Here is a 16,238-nt window from a genome sequence, read left to right as displayed (position 1 = left end):
CTCTTGAGCGAAACGGGCGCGGGAGTATAAAGCTCCACGCGCCCGCTGTCTTTTCGCTGATCCTCAGCGGACCTTGTCCGCAGTGGGCAGCAGCTCTTCCTTGCTGAAGTCGTCGACGTCGATCACTTTGCGTCGCGCCGCTTCAGCCTGTTGCAACGTCTGCGCCTCGGCGGGTTGCAAGACGCCAGCTTCCAGGGCTGCGTCGATCAGCGATTGCCCGGGCGTGGCGCTGAACTGGCGCGCCTTGTAGGCCTGTTGCAGCTTCTTGTGCAACGGCTGGCTGTCACGCAGCAGATCGAAGGCAACCTGCAGCGCGCCGACCGGATCGTCCGCGTCCTGTGGGCGGTAGCAGCCGGCCAGCAGTTCTTCCAGCGCCGGGTCGCCTTTGTGGCGACCGGTGATGGCCGCCACTTCGGCTTCCAGCTTGTCGGAAGGCCCGGTGTGTCGCCGACCGAACGGGAAGACTACGCCACGCAGCAGATACCCGAGCGCCTTGTTGGGGAAGTTTTTCAAGATGCCATCCAGCGCGTGCTCGGCCTGGCCCAGGCTTTCTTCCATGGCCCAGCACAACAGCGGCCGCAGATGCTCGGGCGAGTTCTGGTCGTGATAGCGCTTGAGCGCTGCAGAACTCAGGTACAGGTAGCTGAGCACATCGCCCAGACGCGCCGACAGCCGCTCGCGACGCTTGAGCTCGCCACCGAGCAGCATCATGCTCAGGTCCGCCAGCAGGGCAAAGGCAGCTGCCTGCCGGTTCAGGGCGCGGAAATAGCCTTGGGCAAGACGGTCACCCGGCGCCTGTTCGAAGTGGCCCAGGCCCAGGCTCAAGACAAAGGTACTGGCCGCGTTACCGACGGCGAAGCCGATGTGCTTGAGCAGCAGCGCGTCGAACTCCAGCAGTGCCTGATCCTGGTCTTCGCGGCCAGCCAGGGCCATTTCCTTGAGCACGAACGGATGGCAGCGGATGGCACCTTGGCCGAAGATCATCAGGTTGCGCGACAGAATGTTCGCGCCCTCCACGGTGATGAAGATCGGTGCGCCTTGCCAGTTGCGACCCAGGTAGTTGTTGGGGCCCATGATGATGCCCTTGCCACCGTGGACATCCATGGCGTGGGTGATGCAATCGCGCCCGCGCTCGGTCAGGTGGTACTTGAGAATGGCCGAAAGCACCGAGGGTTTCTCCCCCAGGTCTACCGCATTGGCGGTCAGCATGCGGGCGCTGTCCATCAGCCAGGCGTTGCCACCAATCCTGGCGAGAGATTCCTGGATCCCTTCGAAGGCCGCCAGCGGGACGTTGAACTGCTCGCGAATCTGCGCGTATTGGCCTGTGACCAGGCTGGTGTACTTGGCGGCACCGGTGCCGACTGCCGGCAAGGAGATCGAACGACCCACCGACAGGCAATTCATCAGCATCATCCAGCCCTTGCCCAGCATCGGCTGGCCGCCGATGAGGTAGTCGAGGGGGATGAACACGTCCTTGCCCGAATTCGGCCCGTTCATGAAAGCAGCGCCGAGTGGCAAGTGGCGACGACCGATTTCCACACCCGGTGTGTCGGTCGGAATCAGCGCCAGGCTGATGCCCAGGTTTTCCTTGTCGCCCAGCAAGTGCTCGGGGTCGTGGGCCTTGAAGGCCAGGCCAAGCAGGGTGGCGATCGGACCCAGGGTGATGTAGCGCTTTTCCCAGGTCAGGCGGATGCCGATGACTTCCTCACCTTGCCACTGGCCTTTGCAGATGACACCGACGTCGGGCATCGCGCCCGCATCCGAGCCTGCCAGGGGGCCGGTCAGCGCGAAGCAGGGGATGTCGTCGCCCCGTGCCAGGCGAGGCAAGTAGTGATTGCGCTGCTCGTCGGTGCCGTAGTGCAGCAGCAGTTCAGCGGGGCCGAGCGAGTTCGGCACCATGACGGTAGACGCGAGGTCGCCGCTGCGAGTGGCCAGCTTCATCGCCACTTGGGAGTGAGCGTAGGCCGAAAAGCCCTTGCCGCCATATTCCTTTGGAATGATCAGGGCGAAAAAGCCATGCTCTTTGATGTGGGTCCAGGCGGCCGGCGGCAGGTCCATGTCCTGACCGATCTGCCAGTCGCTGACCATGGCGCAGAGCTGCTCGGTCGGGCCGTCGATGAATGCTTGCTCTTCTGCGCTCAACTGCACCTTGGGGTAGGCCAGCAAGGTGTTCCAGTCGGGCCGGCCGCTGAACAGTTCGCCATCCCACCAGACCGTGCCGGCATCGATGGCATCGCGCTCAGTGTCGGACATCGGCGGCAGGGTCTTCTTGAACCAGCGAAACAAGGGCGCGCTGAAATGCTTGCGGCGCAGCTCTGGCAGCAGCAATGGCAGCGCGCTGGCAATCAGCAACAGCCAGAGCAGCGTCAGCAACCATCCAGGCGCGTGACTGGCCGCGCCCATGATCACCAGAAACACGGCGACGATACCCATGGCGGGCAGGGCGGCAATGCGCCGATGAGCCAGCCAGGCGATGCCGACCACGAGGGCGACGATCCACAACAACAACATAGTGTTTTCTCCGTGTAAGCCAGGCGGGACGAACCACCTGCAGTTGCCGTCGACACGGGGCGGCAGACGGGAAAACGGTGGCCAGGCACGTAAGCTTCGGTGTGGGACAGATCCGGTACTTGCCTGGATAGTGACCGTTGCAGGGTAGGGGAGTTCGCGGCGCAGAAGGCCGCAGGCAGTTGCCCGGAACGTTCGCTGGCCGCTGTGGCCCTATCTGCATGGGCGCTCGCGGCACGCGTGGGACTGATGTGCACTATCGACAGCAGTCACTTTACGGGGGCGGTCACCGCGCCCATCATGGAGTCAGCTGTTACACATCTGGTTGCAAATCATCGCAGTCGCCCTTACTTCATCACCACTCTCAACACGGCGTATAGACCCCTTATGAGTTCTGCTCTGTCCATTCGACAGTTGACCAAGACCTACGGCAACGGGTTTCAGGCCCTCAGCGGCATCGACCTCGACGTAGCGGAAGGCGACTTCTTCGCACTGCTGGGCCCCAACGGCGCAGGCAAATCGACCACCATCGGTATTCTTTCCACCCTGGTCAACAAGACCAGCGGCACGGTCAACATCTTCGGCAACGACCTGGACCGCCAGCCGGCAGCGCTCAAGCGCAGCATTGGCGTGGTGCCTCAGGAGTTCAACTTCAACCAGTTCGAGAAGACCTTCGACATCGTCGTGACCCAGGCCGGCTACTACGGGATTCCGGCCAAGGTCGCCAAGCAGCGTGCCGAACAGTACTTGACCCAGCTGGGGCTGTGGGACAAGCGCGATACGCCGTCGCGGTCGCTGTCGGGCGGCATGAAGCGGCGCTTGATGATCGCACGGGCGCTGATCCACGAGCCGCGCCTGCTGATTCTCGATGAGCCCACCGCCGGCGTCGACATCGAACTGCGGCGTTCGATGTGGGGCTTCCTCACCGAGCTGAACGAAAAAGGCATCACCATCATCCTCACCACCCATTACCTGGAAGAGGCCGAGCAGCTGTGCCGCAACATCGGCATCATCGACCACGGCACCATCGTCCAGAACACCAGCATGCGTGAACTGCTCGGCACCCTGCACGTGGAGACCTTTCTGCTCGATCTGGGCCAGCCGCTGAACGCGGCGCCGCAGCTGCAAGGCTACCCCTGCACGCTGGTCAACCCGCAGACGCTGGAAGTGCAGGTCGACAAGGAGATCGGCATCACCTCGCTGTTCGGCCAGTTGGCGCTGTTGAACATTCCGGTGCTGAGCCTGCGCAACAAGACCAATCGCCTGGAGGAGTTGTTCGTGTCTCTGGTGGAGAAGAATCTGAGGAAGGTTGCGGTATGAGTTCCGAATTTCAGGCCAATGTGGTCGCTCTCAACACCATCGTCTACCGCGAAGTGCGGCGCTTCACGCGGATCTGGCCGCAGACCCTGCTGCCGCCAGCCATCACCATGGTGCTGTACTTCGTCATCTTCGGTAACCTGATCGGCAAGCAGATCGGTGGCATGGGTGGCTTCAGCTACATGGAGTACATCGTGCCGGGGCTGATCATGATGTCGGTGATCACCAACTCCTACGGCAACGTGGTCTCGAGTTTCTTCGGCGCCAAGTTCCAGCGCTCCATCGAAGAGCTGATGGTTTCGCCACTGTCGCCGCACACCATTCTGATCGGCTATGTTGCAGGAGGGGTGTTGCGCGGCTTGATGGTCGGGATCATCGTCACCGCACTGTCGTTGTTCTTCACCGATCTGCAGGTACATCACCTGGGCATCACGGTGCTGGTGGTGCTGCTGACCGCCACGATCTTTTCCATGCTGGGCTTCGTCAACGCGGTGTTCGCGCGCAACTTCGACGACATCTCCATCGTGCCGACCTTCGTCCTCACACCCTTGACCTACCTGGGTGGGGTGTTCTATTCGATCAGCCTGCTGCCGCCGTTCTGGCAGACCGTGTCCCTGGCCAATCCGGTGCTGCACATGGTCAACGCCTTCCGCTACGGCATCCTCGGCGTCTCGGACATCAGCATCGGCGTAGCGGTGGCATTCATGCTGGTGGCCACGGTGGTGCTGTACTTCGCCTGCGTGAAGTTGCTGGTCAGTGGTCGCGGCATGCGCAGCTGAGTTCCCCCGGCCGGACCGCAAGGCCCGGCCATGTCGTTTCTCGACGGTTCAAGGTCGTAGGTGGAGCATGATCATCGGCGCGCGAAGTCGATGATCAGGACGCCAACATATGCCGTGCGGCATTCGTCGCGCGCAGCCTTATCGGGGAAGCAGAATGAACATGAAGAAAGTTCTCGGAGCCAGTGCTGCTCTGGTTCTGGCCATGGGATGTAGCTGGGCCAGCGCTGCCGCCAAGGAAGTCACCATCGGCTACGTCGACGGATGGTCGGACAGCGTTGCCACCACCCATGTCGCCGCCGAGGTCATCAAGCAGAAGCTGGGCTATGACGTGAAGCTGCAGGCAGTGGCCACCGGGATCATGTGGCAGGGCGTGGCCACCGGCAAACTCGACGCGATGCTTTCTGCCTGGCTGCCGGTGACCCACGGCGAGTACTGGGCCAAGAACAAGGACAAGGTGGTCGACTACGGCCCCAACTTCAAGGACGCCAAGATCGGCCTGATCGTGCCTGAATACGTCAAGGCCAAGACCATCGACGACCTCAAGACCGACGAGACCTTCAAGAATCGCATCGTGGGCATCGACGCGGGCTCGGGTGTGATGCTCAAGACCGATCAGGCGATCAAGGACTACGGCCTGTCCACCTACAAGCTTCAGTCAAGCTCCGGCGCCGGCATGATTTCGGAGCTGACCCGTGCCGAGAAGGCCAACGAATCCATTGCCGTGACCGGTTGGGTGCCGCACTGGATGTTCGCCAAGTGGAAACTGCGCTTCCTCGAAGACCCTAAAGGCGTGTACGGCGCTGCGGAAACCGTCAACAGCATCGGCAGCAAGGGCCTGGACAAGAAGGCGCCGGAAGTGGCTGCCTTCCTGAAGAAGTTCCAGTGGTCGTCCAAGGACGAGATCGGCGAAGTCATGCTGGCCATCCAGGACGGTGCCAAGCCTGATGCCGCCGCCAAGGCCTGGGTCGACAAGCACCCTGACCGTGTGGCCGAGTGGACCGCCAAGTAACCAAGTAACCCCCAAAAGGGCCGCCTGTAGGAGCGGTCATCGGCCGCGAATCAGGCACCGCGGAGCACCAGATACAGCACTGCACCATTCGCGGCCACGGACCGCTCCTACGTCGAATTGTGAAAAGGTCGCCCATGGGCGACCTTTTTTCATTTCCAGGCCCCGATCTACTACTAAGGTCGTCTGGAGTGCGCTCCAGAGCAGCCTAAAGTGGAATACGTTCTATCCATCTATGCTGCGAGGACAAAAACAATGAACGACAGCATTTACCTCTCGATTCAAAACAGCCCACGCTTCAAGGAGCTGGTGAGAAAAAGAGAGAAGTTCGCCTGGATACTTTCAGCAATCATGCTTGGACTGTATTCGGCCTTCATCCTCTTGATTGCCTACGGCCCGCACATCCTGGGCGCCAAGATCAGTCCTGAGTCGTCGATCACCTGGGGCATTCCCATCGGTGTCGGCCTCATTCTTTCCGCCTTCGTGTTGACCGGTATCTACGTCAAGCGCGCCAATGGCGAGTTCGATGACCTGAATCGCCTGATCCTGCAGGAGGCCAAGCAATGATGCGGCGTCTATTGGCAACACTGGGCGCATTCGCCCTGGCTCCAAGCGTGATGGCGGCTGATGCACTGACCGGCGCGGTGCAGAAGCAGCCGCTCAACGTGGCGGCGATCATCATGTTCGTGCTGTTCGTCGGTGCCACCCTGTGCATCACCTACTGGGCCTCCAAGCGCAACAAGTCAGCCGCGGACTACTACGCCGCCGGCGGCAAGATCACCGGTTTTCAGAACGGCCTGGCAATTGCCGGCGACTACATGTCGGCGGCGTCCTTCCTGGGTATTTCCGCGCTGGTGTTCACCTCCGGCTACGATGGCCTGATCTACTCCATCGGCTTCCTCGTGGGCTGGCCGATCATCCTGTTCCTGATCGCCGAGCGTCTGCGCAACCTGGGCAAGTACACTTTTGCCGACGTGGCGTCCTATCGCCTGAAGCAGAAAGAAATCCGTACCCTGTCGGCCTGTGGTTCGCTGGTGGTGGTGGCGTTCTACCTGATCGCGCAGATGGTAGGTGCCGGCAAGCTGATCCAGCTGCTGTTCGGCCTCGACTACGCCGTGGCCGTGGTTCTGGTGGGTATCCTGATGTGCCTGTACGTGCTGTTCGGCGGCATGCTGGCGACCACCTGGGTACAGATCATCAAGGCGGTATTGCTGCTGTCCGGTGCGTCCTTCATGGCCCTGATGGTGATGAAACACGTCAACTTCGACTTCAACGTGCTGTTCTCCGAAGCCATCAAGGTGCACGCCAAGGGTGAAGCCATCATGAGCCCCGGTGGGCTGGTGAAGGATCCGATCTCGGCCTTCTCGCTGGGCCTGGCGTTGATGTTCGGTACCGCCGGCCTGCCGCACATCCTCATGCGCTTCTTCACCGTGTCCGATGCCAAGGAAGCCCGCAAGTCGGTGCTGTACGCGACCGGTTTCATCGGCTACTTCTACATCCTGACCTTCATCATCGGTTTCGGCGCGATTCTGCTGGTCAGCACCAATCCGGCGTTCAAGGACGCAGCCGGTGCCTTGCTCGGTGGTAACAACATGGCCGCGGTGCACCTTGCCGATGCGGTCGGCGGCAGCATCTTCCTCGGCTTCATCTCGGCCGTGGCCTTCGCCACCATCCTGGCTGTGGTAGCCGGCCTGACCCTGGCCGGTGCTTCGGCGGTGTCCCACGACCTGTACGCCAGCGTCATCAAGAAAGGCAAGACCAACGACAAGGATGAGATCCGCGTTTCCAAGATCACCACCGTCTGCCTCGGTGTCCTGGCGATCGGCCTGGGTATCGCGTTCGAAAGCCAGAACATCGCCTTCATGGTGGGCCTGGCGTTTTCGATCGCGGCCAGCTGCAACTTCCCGGTCCTGCTGCTCTCGATGTACTGGAAGAACCTGACCACTCGCGGCGCCATGATCGGTGGCTGGATGGGCTTGATCAGCGCCGTGACGCTGATGATCCTCGGCCCGACCATCTGGGTGCAGATTCTGCATCACGACAAACCGATCTATCCCTACGAGTACCCAGCACTGTTCTCGATGGCCATCGCCTTCATCGGTATCTGGTTCTTCTCGATCACCGACAAGTCGGCAGCCGCTGACGAAGAGCGTGCGCTGTTCTACCCGCAGTTCGTGCGTTCGCAAACCGGTCTGGGTTCCAGCGGGGCAGTCTCCCACTGATACCTGCACCACGCTGCAAGCAAAAAAAATCCGATGCCCGCGAGGGCATCGGATTTTTTCATTTCTGCTGTGCGGCCCGGTGCAGGCTGCACATCGGCAAGATTATATCTTGCCGAGCAATACCAGGATCAGCAGGATGACCAGTACAGTACCGATGATACCCGACGGGCCATAACCCCAACTTCTGGAGTGCGGGAATACTGGCAATCCGCCAATCAACAGCAGAATCAGAACGATGATCAGTATGGTGCCCATGGCGATTTCCTTATTTGGACAATGAGATGATTCGTCAGCGAGCCAGTAGCACTCGTCCGCCTAATAGCTCGGACTATGACCTGCCGTAAAAAGTCCCAAAGATTTAAAAATGTTTCCGAGCCGGGTCTGGGCTGGCGTATTCTCGCGGGCTGATATTGGCTCTGGAGAGTTCGAGTGCTCAATTATGCGTGGTTTTTGCTGGCCGCCCTTTTCGAGATCGCCGGCTGCTATGCCTTCTACCTCTGGCTGCGGATGGGCAAGAGCGCGCTGTGGGCATTGGCGGGCGTGCTGAGCCTGACCTGTTTCGCGCTGCTGCTCACGCGCGTGGAAGCCGCCTATGCTGGCCGTGCGTATGCAGCCTACGGTGGCATCTACATCGTCGCTTCGCTGGGGTGGCTGGCGGTGGTCGAGAAAGTTCGGCCGCAGACCTTCGACTGGCTCGGCGCAACGTTGTGCGTGCTGGGGGCGAGCATCATCCTGTGGGGGCCGAAGCTGCAACAGGGCTAGGAGTGGCGAGTGTGGCCAAGATTGTAAATATCCATACAAAGAAAGCCTGAAGTGTATGGATCGGTACAACTAAGTGACGGCTTGCCTGCTGCAAGTGCGAAATATCTGACAGGGAATTTACTAACTTTCGTAGGCTTAAACTGTATTGCTCTGCTTGCCTTGTGATGGTCGAAAACAGGGTCCACCCTCAAGAAGCATTCATTTGAGGGAACAAAGCCATGCTGGTATTGACGCGACATGTAGGCGAGCTGATCTCGATCGGCGATGACGTCTGGATCAAGGTGCTGGACGTGCGGGGCAACACCGTGCGCTTCGGCATCCAGGCGCCCAAGGACGTGGAAGTGCACCGTGCCGAGGTCTATCGGCGAATCCAGGAGAAGCACGGCAAGCATGCCAAGGAGGTGCCGGTGGTGTGACGCTCAGTCGAACAGCTCGGGCGCTATGTCGTGCTTGAGCATCAGCGTGCACTGCTGGCTCTCCGGATCGAAAACGATGAACGCCTGTTTCTTGGCCAGTGCATGACGCACGCGCTCGACCCGCGTCTGCAAAGGTGTTTCATCGCCGTTGTCGGTTCCGTCGCGGGTCACGAAATCTTCGATCAGGCGGGTCAGGGTGTCGGCTTCAAGGTGGTCGTAGGGAATCAGCATGTTCGGCGCTCACAGGGTAGGCCGGCATTGTAACAGTGCCGCGCCTGCCCGAGGCCCCAAGCCAGACAGCGGCAAGGGGGAGGGCGGCGGTGGTCCGGTTGGATCAGGCCGATCAATGGCTGGATTTCTGCCCCAGCACGTCTTCGACCGCAGGTACGCGGGTGTCCGATTCCATCTGCGCGTCGTGCTCCAGCTGATGACTGAAACGCTCGAGCGAGCCGTTGTTCGGCTTGGCATCGCTGGCGAACACCGGTGGGCTCAGCATGTAGGCGGTAAGAATGCGGCTCAGCGCGCTCAGGCTGTCGATGTGGGTGCGTTCATAGCCATGGGTTGCGTCGCAGCCGAACGCCAGTAGCGCGGTACGAATGTCGTGTCCGGCCGTGACGGCCGAGTGGGCGTCACTGAAGTAGTAACGAAACAGGTCGCGCCGCACCGGCAGTTCGTTCTCGTCGGCGAGCCGCAACAGATGCCGCGACAGGTGATAGTCGTAGGGGCCACCGGAGTCCATCATGGCCACGCTCACGGCGTGCTCGCTCGAATGCTGGCCGGGTGCGACAGGTGCGATGTCGATGCCGACGAACTCACTGACGTCCCACGGCAGAGCCGCCGCCGCGCCGGAGCCGGTTTCCTCGGTGATGGTGAACAATGGATGGCAATCGATCAGAGGCTCGTAGTCGCTCTCGACGATGGCCTTGAGCGATGCCAGCAGCGCGGCAACACCTGCCTTGTCGTCCAGATGGCGGGCACTGATGTGGCCGCTGTCGGTGAACTCGGGCAGTGGATCGAACGCCACATAGTCGCCGATGTTCACCCCCAGCGACTCGCAGTCGGCACGCGTCGCGCAGTAGGCATCCAGGCGCAACTCGACATGGTCCCAGGTCACTGGCATCTGGTCGACGGCGGTGTTGAACGCATGCCCGGAGGCCATCAGGGGCAGCACGCTGCCGCGGATCACGCCGCTGTCGGTGAAAACGCTGACACGGCTGCCTTCGGCAAAGCGGCTCGACCAGCAGCCTACCGGCGCCAGTGACAGGCGACCGTTGTCCTGCACCGCCCGTACGCTGGCGCCAATGGTGTCCAGATGCGCAGACACCGCGCGGTCCGGTGAATTCTGCTTGCCCTTGAGAGTCGCGCGAATGGTACCGCGGCGTGTCATTTCAAAGGGAATGCCCAGCTCTTCGAGACGTTCGGCGACGTAGCGCACGATGGTATCGGTGAACCCGGTAGGGCTGGGAATGGCGAGCATTTCCAGCAGCACTTTCTGCAAGTACTGGATATCCGGTTCGGGAATTTTGGCTGTCATGGAAACTCCTGAGGTGGATAGGGTTATGGGGACCGCTTCTTCACGATCCCGGTAGCGTTTCAGCGCGGAGCCTGTGCGGGTCGCCGCGGCAGGCTCCATGCGGGCTTTTACCTGGGGCCGCTGTGCGGGAACAGCAGATCGACGAAACGCTCTGCCGTCGGTTGCGGTTCGTGGTTGGCCAGGCCCACGCGCTCGTTGGCTTCGATGAACACGTACTCCGGCTGGTCGGCGGCCGGAACCAAAAGGTCCAGACCCACCACCGGTATGTCCAGCGCGCGAGCGGCACGCACCGCTGCGTCGGCCAGTACCGGGTGGAGAGTCTGCGTGACGTCCTCCAGATGCCCGCCGGTGTGCAGGTTGGCCGCTCTGCGCACTGTCAGCGTCTGGCCGCTCGGCAGAATGCTGTGCATATCGAAACCGGCGGCCTGCACGGTGCGCAGGGTTTCCTGGTCCAGCGGAATCCGGCTCTCGCCGCCAGTGGCCGCCTGGCGACGGCGGCTCTGCACATCGATCAGCGTGCCAATGTCGGTGTGCCCGTCACCGATGATCTGCGCCGGCCGGCGGATGGCTGCCGCAACCATTTCGTAGCCGATGACCACGATGCGCAGGTCCACCCCTTCATGGAAGCTTTCGAGCAGGACCCGGCTATCGAACTGACGAGCATGCTCGATGGCCTGCTGCACCTCGTCGAGTGTGCTCAGGTCCACGGCCACACCGTTGCCTTGCTCACCGTCGAGCGGCTTGACCACCACCCGGCCATGTTCGTCGAGGAAGTCTTGGTTGTCGTCGGCACTGCCCGCCAGCTGCTGCGCCGGCAAGCTCAGGCCAGCGGCCCTGAGCACCTTGTGGGTCAGGCTCTTGTCCTGGCACAGGGTCATGCTCACCGAGCTGGTCAGGTCGCACAATGATTCGCGGCAACGGATGCGCCGGCCACCGTGCGCCAGCGTGAACAGACCAGCCTCGGCGTCGTCCACCTGCACATCGATGCCCCTGCGAAACGCCTCGTCGACGATGATCCGCGCGTAGGGATTGAAATCGGCCTGCGGGCCGGGGCCCAGGAACAGTTTCTGGTTGATGCCGTTCTTGCGCTTGATGGCGAAGGTGGGCAGGTTGCGAAAGCCCAGCTTGGCGTAGAGGTTCTTGGCCAGGCGGTTGTCGTGCATCACCGACAGATCGAGGTAGGCCAGGCCGCGGCTCATGAAGTGCTCGACCAGATGCCGCACCAGCACTTCGCCCACACCTGGGCGTGTGCAACGTGGGTCGACGGCCAGGCACCACAGGCTGCTGCCTTTTTCCGGATCTCGAAAGGCTTTGGCATGGTTGAGGCCCATGACACTGCCGATCACATGCCCGGTGTCTTCATCTTCGGCCAGCCAGTACACCGGCCCGCCCTGATGTCGTGGGGTCAGCAGGCTCTGGTCGATGGGCAGCATCTTGCGCTTGAGATAAAGCTGGTTGATGGCCTGCCAATCGCCATCGCTCTGCGCCCGACGAATACGGAACCCACGAAACACCCGCTGCGCGGGTCGATAATCGCTGAACCACAGGCGCAGGGTATCGGACGGATCGAGGAACAGTTGTTGAGGCGCCTTGGCCAACACCTGCTGCGGCGCGGCAACATACAGAGCGATGTCCCGCTCACCCGGTTGTTCGTTGAGCAGCTCGGCAGCCAGGGCGTCCGCGTCGGGGTAGGTATGCCCGATCAGCACGCGGCCCCAGCCGCAGTGCAACGGTCGTTGTTGCAGGTCGTCGCTATGGCCTTCTTCGGCCAGCCGCGCCTGCAAGCGCTCGTAGGACGGCGACTGGCCGCGCTGCAAGCGCTGGTTGAATGCCGTGGCATGAGCTTTCATCGATCAGAGTCCTTGTTCGCTGAGCCACAGGTTCAACGCCGCCAGCTGCCAGAGCTTGGAGCCGCGCAGTGGCGTGAGCTGGCCTTGCGGATCGGTCAGCAGACGGTCGAGCATGTTCGGGTTGAACAAGCCGCGGTCCTGGCTGGGGTCCAACAGCAGGTCGCGCACCCAGTTGAGTGTGTCGCCTTCGAGATGCTTGAGGCCAGGCACCGGGAAATAGCCTTTCTTGCGGTCGATGACCTCGCTCGGAATCACCAGCCGCGCCGCTTCCTTGAGCACCTGCTTGCCACCATCGGGCAGCTTGAACTTGCCTGGAACCCGCGCGGAAAGTTCGACCAGTCGATAGTCCAGGAACGGCGTGCGCGCTTCCAGGCCCCAGGCCATGGTCATGTTGTCGACGCGTTTGACCGGGTCGTCGACCAGCATCACTGTGCTGTCCAGGCGCAAGGCCTTGTCCACCGCTGCATCGGCGCCGGGCATGGCGAAGTGCTCGCGCACGAAGTCACCGGCAGCATCGTTGGCGGTCAGCCATTTGGGAGTCACGGTTGCGGCGTAGTCGTCGTAGCTGCGGTCGAAGAACGCATCGCGATAGGCCTGGTACGGGTCGCTGGCGCCGTCCACTTGTGGGTACCAGTGGTAGCCTGCGAACAGTTCGTCGGCGCCCTGGCCGCTCTGTACGACCTTGCAATGCTTGGCAACTTCCCGCGAGAGCAGGTAGAAGGCGATGCAGTCGTGGCTGACCATCGGCTCGCTCATCGCGCGGAACGCGGCGGGCAGCTGCTCGATGATCTCTCGCTCCTCGATGCGCAGCTGGTGGTGCTGAGTACCGTAGTGTTTGGCGATCAGGTCGGAATACTGGAACTCGTCGCCACGTTCGCCGCCGGCGTCCTGAAAGCCGATGGAGAAGGTCGACAGATCCTTCACGCCCACTTCGCGCAACAGACCTACCAGCATGCTCGAATCGACGCCGCCAGACAGCAGCACGCCCACATCCACGGCGGCCCGCTGGCGAATGGCAACCGCTTCGCGGGTGCTTTCCAGCACACGGTCGCGCCAGTCTTCCAGGGTCAGGTTGGCTTCGTCGGCATGGGGCCCATAGGGCAAGGTCCACCACGTTTGCTGTTCGGTCTTGCCGTTGGCATCGATGCGCATCCACGTCGCTGGCGGCAGCTTTTCAATGCCCGCGATCAACGTCCGTGGCGCAGGCACTACGGCGTGGAAGTTCAGGTAGTGGTTCAACGCCACCGGGTCGAGCATCGGGCTGATGTCGCCACCCTTGAGCAGCGCCGGCAGGGCCGAAGCGAAGCGCAGGCGCTTGTCGGTACGCGACAGGTACAACGGCTTGACGCCCAGACGGTCGCGGGCAATGAACAGACGTTGCGTGTCGCGCTCCCAGATGGCGAAGGCGAACATGCCGTTGAGCTTGGGCAGCAGTTTTTCGCCCCAGGCATGATAGCCCTTGAGCAACACCTCGGTGTCGCCGCCCGAATAGAAGCTGTAGCCCAGCGCTTCCAGCTCGCTGCGCAGTTCGGGAAAGTTGTAGATGGCACCGTTGAACGCCAGGCTCAGGCCCAGCTGGGCGTCGGTCATCGGCTGCGCGGAGCCGTCCGACAGGTCCATGATCTTCAGGCGGCGATGGCCCAGGGCAATCGGCCCTTGCGCCTGAAAACCCCAGGCGTCCGGCCCGCGTGGGGCCAGTTCATGGGTAATGCGTTCCACGGCCGCAAGGTCCGCAGGTTGAAAGTCGAAGCGCAACTCACCAGCTAATCCGCACATAAGTCCTTACCGGTTTTTCCGTTGGGGAATGGCCGAGTGAAGTTCGGCCAGGTATGAAACTGACCGAGGCGGGTAGCGAGAGTTTTAGAACGATCGGTTATAAGGAGGAGAAGTGTCCGAAGACGCATTCGCGGGTAGAACCCGCTCCCACAGGTCGGCGGCGCTTGAAGGCTACTTGAGATTACCGCTGAGAAACTGCCGGAGGCGTTCGCTTTTCGGATTGGCCAGCACCTGGGAGGGCGGGCCTTCTTCCTCGACCAGCCCCTGATGCAGGAACAGCACCTGGCTCGAGACTTCGCGGGCGAAGCTCATCTCGTGGGTGACCATGATCATGGTCCGGCCTTCCTCGGCCAGGCCCTTGATCACCTTCAGCACCTCACCCACCAGCTCCGGGTCGAGCGCCGAGGTAGGTTCGTCGAACAGCATGACCTCCGGTTCCATGGCCAGTGCGCGAGCGATGGCCACGCGTTGCTGCTGGCCGCCGGAGAGGAACGCTGGATACTGGCTGGCAACCCGCTCAGGCAAGCCGACCTTGTCCAGGTAGCGCAACGCGCGGGCCCGCGCTTCGTCCTTGTCGATGCCCAGCACCCGGCGTGGCGCCATGGTGATGTTGTCGAGCACGGTCATGTGGCTCCACAGGTTGAAGTGCTGGAACACCATGGCCAGGCGCGTGCGCAGGCGCTGCAATTCTTCGGCGTCGGCAACCCGCATGCCGCCGTGGTCGCTGATCATCTGGATCGGCTTGCCATCCAGGCTCATGGCGCCGTCGTCGGGCTGCTCGAGAAAATTGATGCAGCGCAAAAAGGTGCTCTTGCCCGAGCCGCTGGCGCCGATCAGGCTGATCACGTCACCCGTGCTGGCCTTGAGCGAGACGCCCTTGAGCACCTTGTTGTCGCCATAGCTCTTGTGCAGGCCGTCGATGGTCAGTTTGTACATGCGCAACACGTCCTCAAGGTTGAAGTAGATAGCCGCTGCGGCAGGCCTGGGTACCCGCGACATGGGCCACCAGCATGCCAGCGGTGGCCATGCGCCGCAGCGAGCGGGCGTACATCAGGCCAGGCTGACGATTGCGCACCGGGGTAACCGTATTGCTCAGCGGATCGATGATCTCGGCGATCAACTGGTCGGCTTCCAGGTACTGTCCGGGCATCGCGCTGTACACCAGCAGCCCACCCACCGGCGCTGTAACCGGTTCTACGGCAGCAAGCGGCGTTGCTGCGGCGAGCAACGCCGGCAGCTCGGCCGGCTGGCGGTCGATGGCACCGACGCTGGCCAGGTAGTCGAGGATGGCCTGGCAGTCACCGCTGGCCATCGGATGGTTGACGTCGCCCTGGCCGCGCAATTCGACAGTGACCGAAAAGCTGCCCATGGCGATCGGGAAGCGCTCGCCGAAACGTTGCTGCAGCTGCCACCACAACAGGCTGAAGCACTCGTCGAACGACTGCCCGCCCGAATCGGTAGCCAACAGACTGGCCTGGGCGCCCAGATAGCGCGCCAGCGGCTCTACCTGCGGCCAGGCCTCGGGCGTGGTGTACAGATGCTGCACGGCTTCGAAGTCGCAGTGCAGGTCCAGCACCATATCGGCGTCGCACGCCAGGCGCTGCAGGGTCAGGCGCTGCGACTGCAGGGCGGTGGCGGGCTGCAGCCGGTTCAGCCCATCGCGCAGATGCGTGCGGATCAGCGCGGTATTGCGTGCCACATCCTCACCCAGCAGGCTCTCGACGGCGCACCCGACCTGATCGGCCAGGTCGACGAAACGGCGATTGAAGTTCTCGCCGGTCTCCAGCTCGTAGCGGCCCATGGGGGTGTCCATGACGATCTGGTCGAGCCCGGCCGGGTTGGCGATGGGCACCACCACGACCTGCCAGCGCAGTTGCCCGGCGCTTTCCAGTTCGGCCAGGCGCTGACGCAGGTGCCAGGCGACGAGCATCCCCGGCAGCTCGTCGGCATGCAGCGAGGCTTGGATATAGACCTTGCCGGCACCGCTCGGGCCGTAGCTGAAGCTGTGTATCTGGCGCGCGGTGCCCGGCAGCGGAGCCAGCAGTTCATGAATGTCGTGTTGCATGTT

At 62.2% G+C, this 16,238-nt stretch carries 15 protein-coding genes; 7 read left to right on the top strand and 8 right to left on the bottom strand.

Translation table 11 applies throughout. The features are described 5' to 3' along the window. Positions 1-63: 63 nt before the first annotated feature. Positions 64-2,511 (bottom strand): acyl-CoA dehydrogenase, encoded by a 2,448-nt coding sequence (locus tag IFT76_RS05195; RefSeq protein ID WP_192057565.1) that lies wholly within the window; start codon positions 2,509-2,511, stop codon positions 64-66. 384 nt (positions 2,512-2,895) lie between these two features. Here IFT76_RS05195 and IFT76_RS05190 point away from each other — a divergent pair, with 384 nt between their 5' ends. From IFT76_RS05190 to IFT76_RS05170, 5 genes are all read left to right on the top strand, one after another. Further along, on the top strand, positions 2,896-3,828 hold the full coding sequence (locus IFT76_RS05190; protein ID WP_122479275.1) for an ABC transporter ATP-binding protein: 933 nt from the start codon (positions 2,896-2,898) through the stop codon (positions 3,826-3,828). Next, the gene (locus IFT76_RS05185) at positions 3,825-4,604 is read left to right on the top strand and encodes an ABC transporter permease (protein ID WP_122479274.1); all 780 of its coding nucleotides are present in this window, start codon (positions 3,825-3,827) and stop codon (positions 4,602-4,604) included. The genes IFT76_RS05190 and IFT76_RS05185 overlap by 4 nt, the downstream gene beginning before the upstream one ends. A 154-nt stretch (positions 4,605-4,758) precedes the next feature. Further along, positions 4,759-5,613, top strand: coding sequence for a glycine betaine ABC transporter substrate-binding protein (locus IFT76_RS05180; protein ID WP_122479273.1), 855 nt, complete (start codon positions 4,759-4,761; stop codon positions 5,611-5,613). 252 nt (positions 5,614-5,865) lie between these two features. Continuing rightward, entirely contained in the window at positions 5,866-6,177 is a 312-nt protein-coding gene (locus IFT76_RS05175; RefSeq protein ID WP_122479272.1) for a DUF485 domain-containing protein, read from the top strand. Then, the gene (locus IFT76_RS05170; RefSeq protein WP_192057564.1) at positions 6,174-7,832 is read left to right on the top strand and encodes a cation acetate symporter; all 1,659 of its coding nucleotides are present in this window, start codon (positions 6,174-6,176) and stop codon (positions 7,830-7,832) included. Before IFT76_RS05175 ends, IFT76_RS05170 begins: the two co-directional genes overlap by 4 nt. Before the next feature lie 102 nt (positions 7,833-7,934). Here the strand turns inward: IFT76_RS05170 and IFT76_RS05165 are convergent, their stop codons facing one another. Next, positions 7,935-8,093 carry a DUF3309 family protein gene (locus IFT76_RS05165; protein ID WP_122479270.1) on the bottom strand — a complete coding sequence of 53 codons (159 nt, stop codon included), beginning with the start codon at positions 8,091-8,093 and terminating at the stop codon, positions 7,935-7,937. Positions 8,094-8,261: 168 nt separating this feature from the next. On the opposite strand from IFT76_RS05165, the gene IFT76_RS05160 reads away from it, so the two are divergent. Both IFT76_RS05160 and csrA read left to right on the top strand, forming a co-directional pair. Then, positions 8,262-8,594, top strand: a complete 333-nt coding sequence (locus IFT76_RS05160) for a YnfA family protein (protein WP_122479269.1) — start codon at positions 8,262-8,264, stop codon at positions 8,592-8,594. Between the two features lie 218 nt (positions 8,595-8,812). Then, the gene (gene csrA, locus IFT76_RS05155; RefSeq protein ID WP_043187251.1) at positions 8,813-9,010 is read left to right on the top strand and encodes a carbon storage regulator CsrA; all 198 of its coding nucleotides are present in this window, start codon (positions 8,813-8,815) and stop codon (positions 9,008-9,010) included. A 3-nt stretch (positions 9,011-9,013) separates the two neighbouring features. On the opposite strand, the gene IFT76_RS05150 is transcribed toward csrA, so the two are convergent. From IFT76_RS05150 to IFT76_RS05125, 6 genes are all read right to left on the bottom strand, one after another. Further along, on the bottom strand, positions 9,014-9,241 hold the full coding sequence (locus tag IFT76_RS05150; protein ID WP_122479268.1) for a YheU family protein: 228 nt from the start codon (positions 9,239-9,241) through the stop codon (positions 9,014-9,016). A 112-nt stretch (positions 9,242-9,353) separates the two neighbouring features. Then, entirely contained in the window at positions 9,354-10,544 is a 1,191-nt protein-coding gene (locus tag IFT76_RS05145; protein ID WP_122479267.1) for an osmoprotectant NAGGN system M42 family peptidase, read from the bottom strand. Between the two features lie 107 nt (positions 10,545-10,651). Beyond that, positions 10,652-12,394: an N-acetylglutaminylglutamine synthetase gene (gene ngg, locus IFT76_RS05140; RefSeq protein WP_192057563.1), complete on the bottom strand. Its 1,743-nt coding sequence runs from the start codon at positions 12,392-12,394 to the stop codon at positions 10,652-10,654. A 3-nt stretch (positions 12,395-12,397) separates the two neighbouring features. Next, a complete protein-coding gene (locus tag IFT76_RS05135; protein WP_192057562.1) occupies positions 12,398-14,170 on the bottom strand; it encodes an N-acetylglutaminylglutamine amidotransferase in 1,773 nt (590 codons plus the stop codon). A gap of 171 nt (positions 14,171-14,341) precedes the next feature. Further along, entirely contained in the window at positions 14,342-15,106 is a 765-nt protein-coding gene (locus tag IFT76_RS05130) for an ABC transporter ATP-binding protein (protein WP_185793914.1), read from the bottom strand. Between the two features lie 13 nt (positions 15,107-15,119). After that, positions 15,120-16,235: a succinylglutamate desuccinylase/aspartoacylase family protein gene (locus IFT76_RS05125; RefSeq protein WP_192057561.1), complete on the bottom strand. Its 1,116-nt coding sequence runs from the start codon at positions 16,233-16,235 to the stop codon at positions 15,120-15,122. Between the last annotated feature and the right edge of the window lie 3 nt (positions 16,236-16,238).

It is taken from the genome of Pseudomonas sp. CFBP 13727 (genome assembly GCF_014841915.1).
Lineage (GTDB): Bacteria > Pseudomonadota > Gammaproteobacteria > Pseudomonadales > Pseudomonadaceae > Aquipseudomonas > Aquipseudomonas baltica.
The sequence above is the reverse complement of the archived record's forward strand: the minus strand, read 5'-3'. Positions and strand labels throughout refer to the sequence as shown.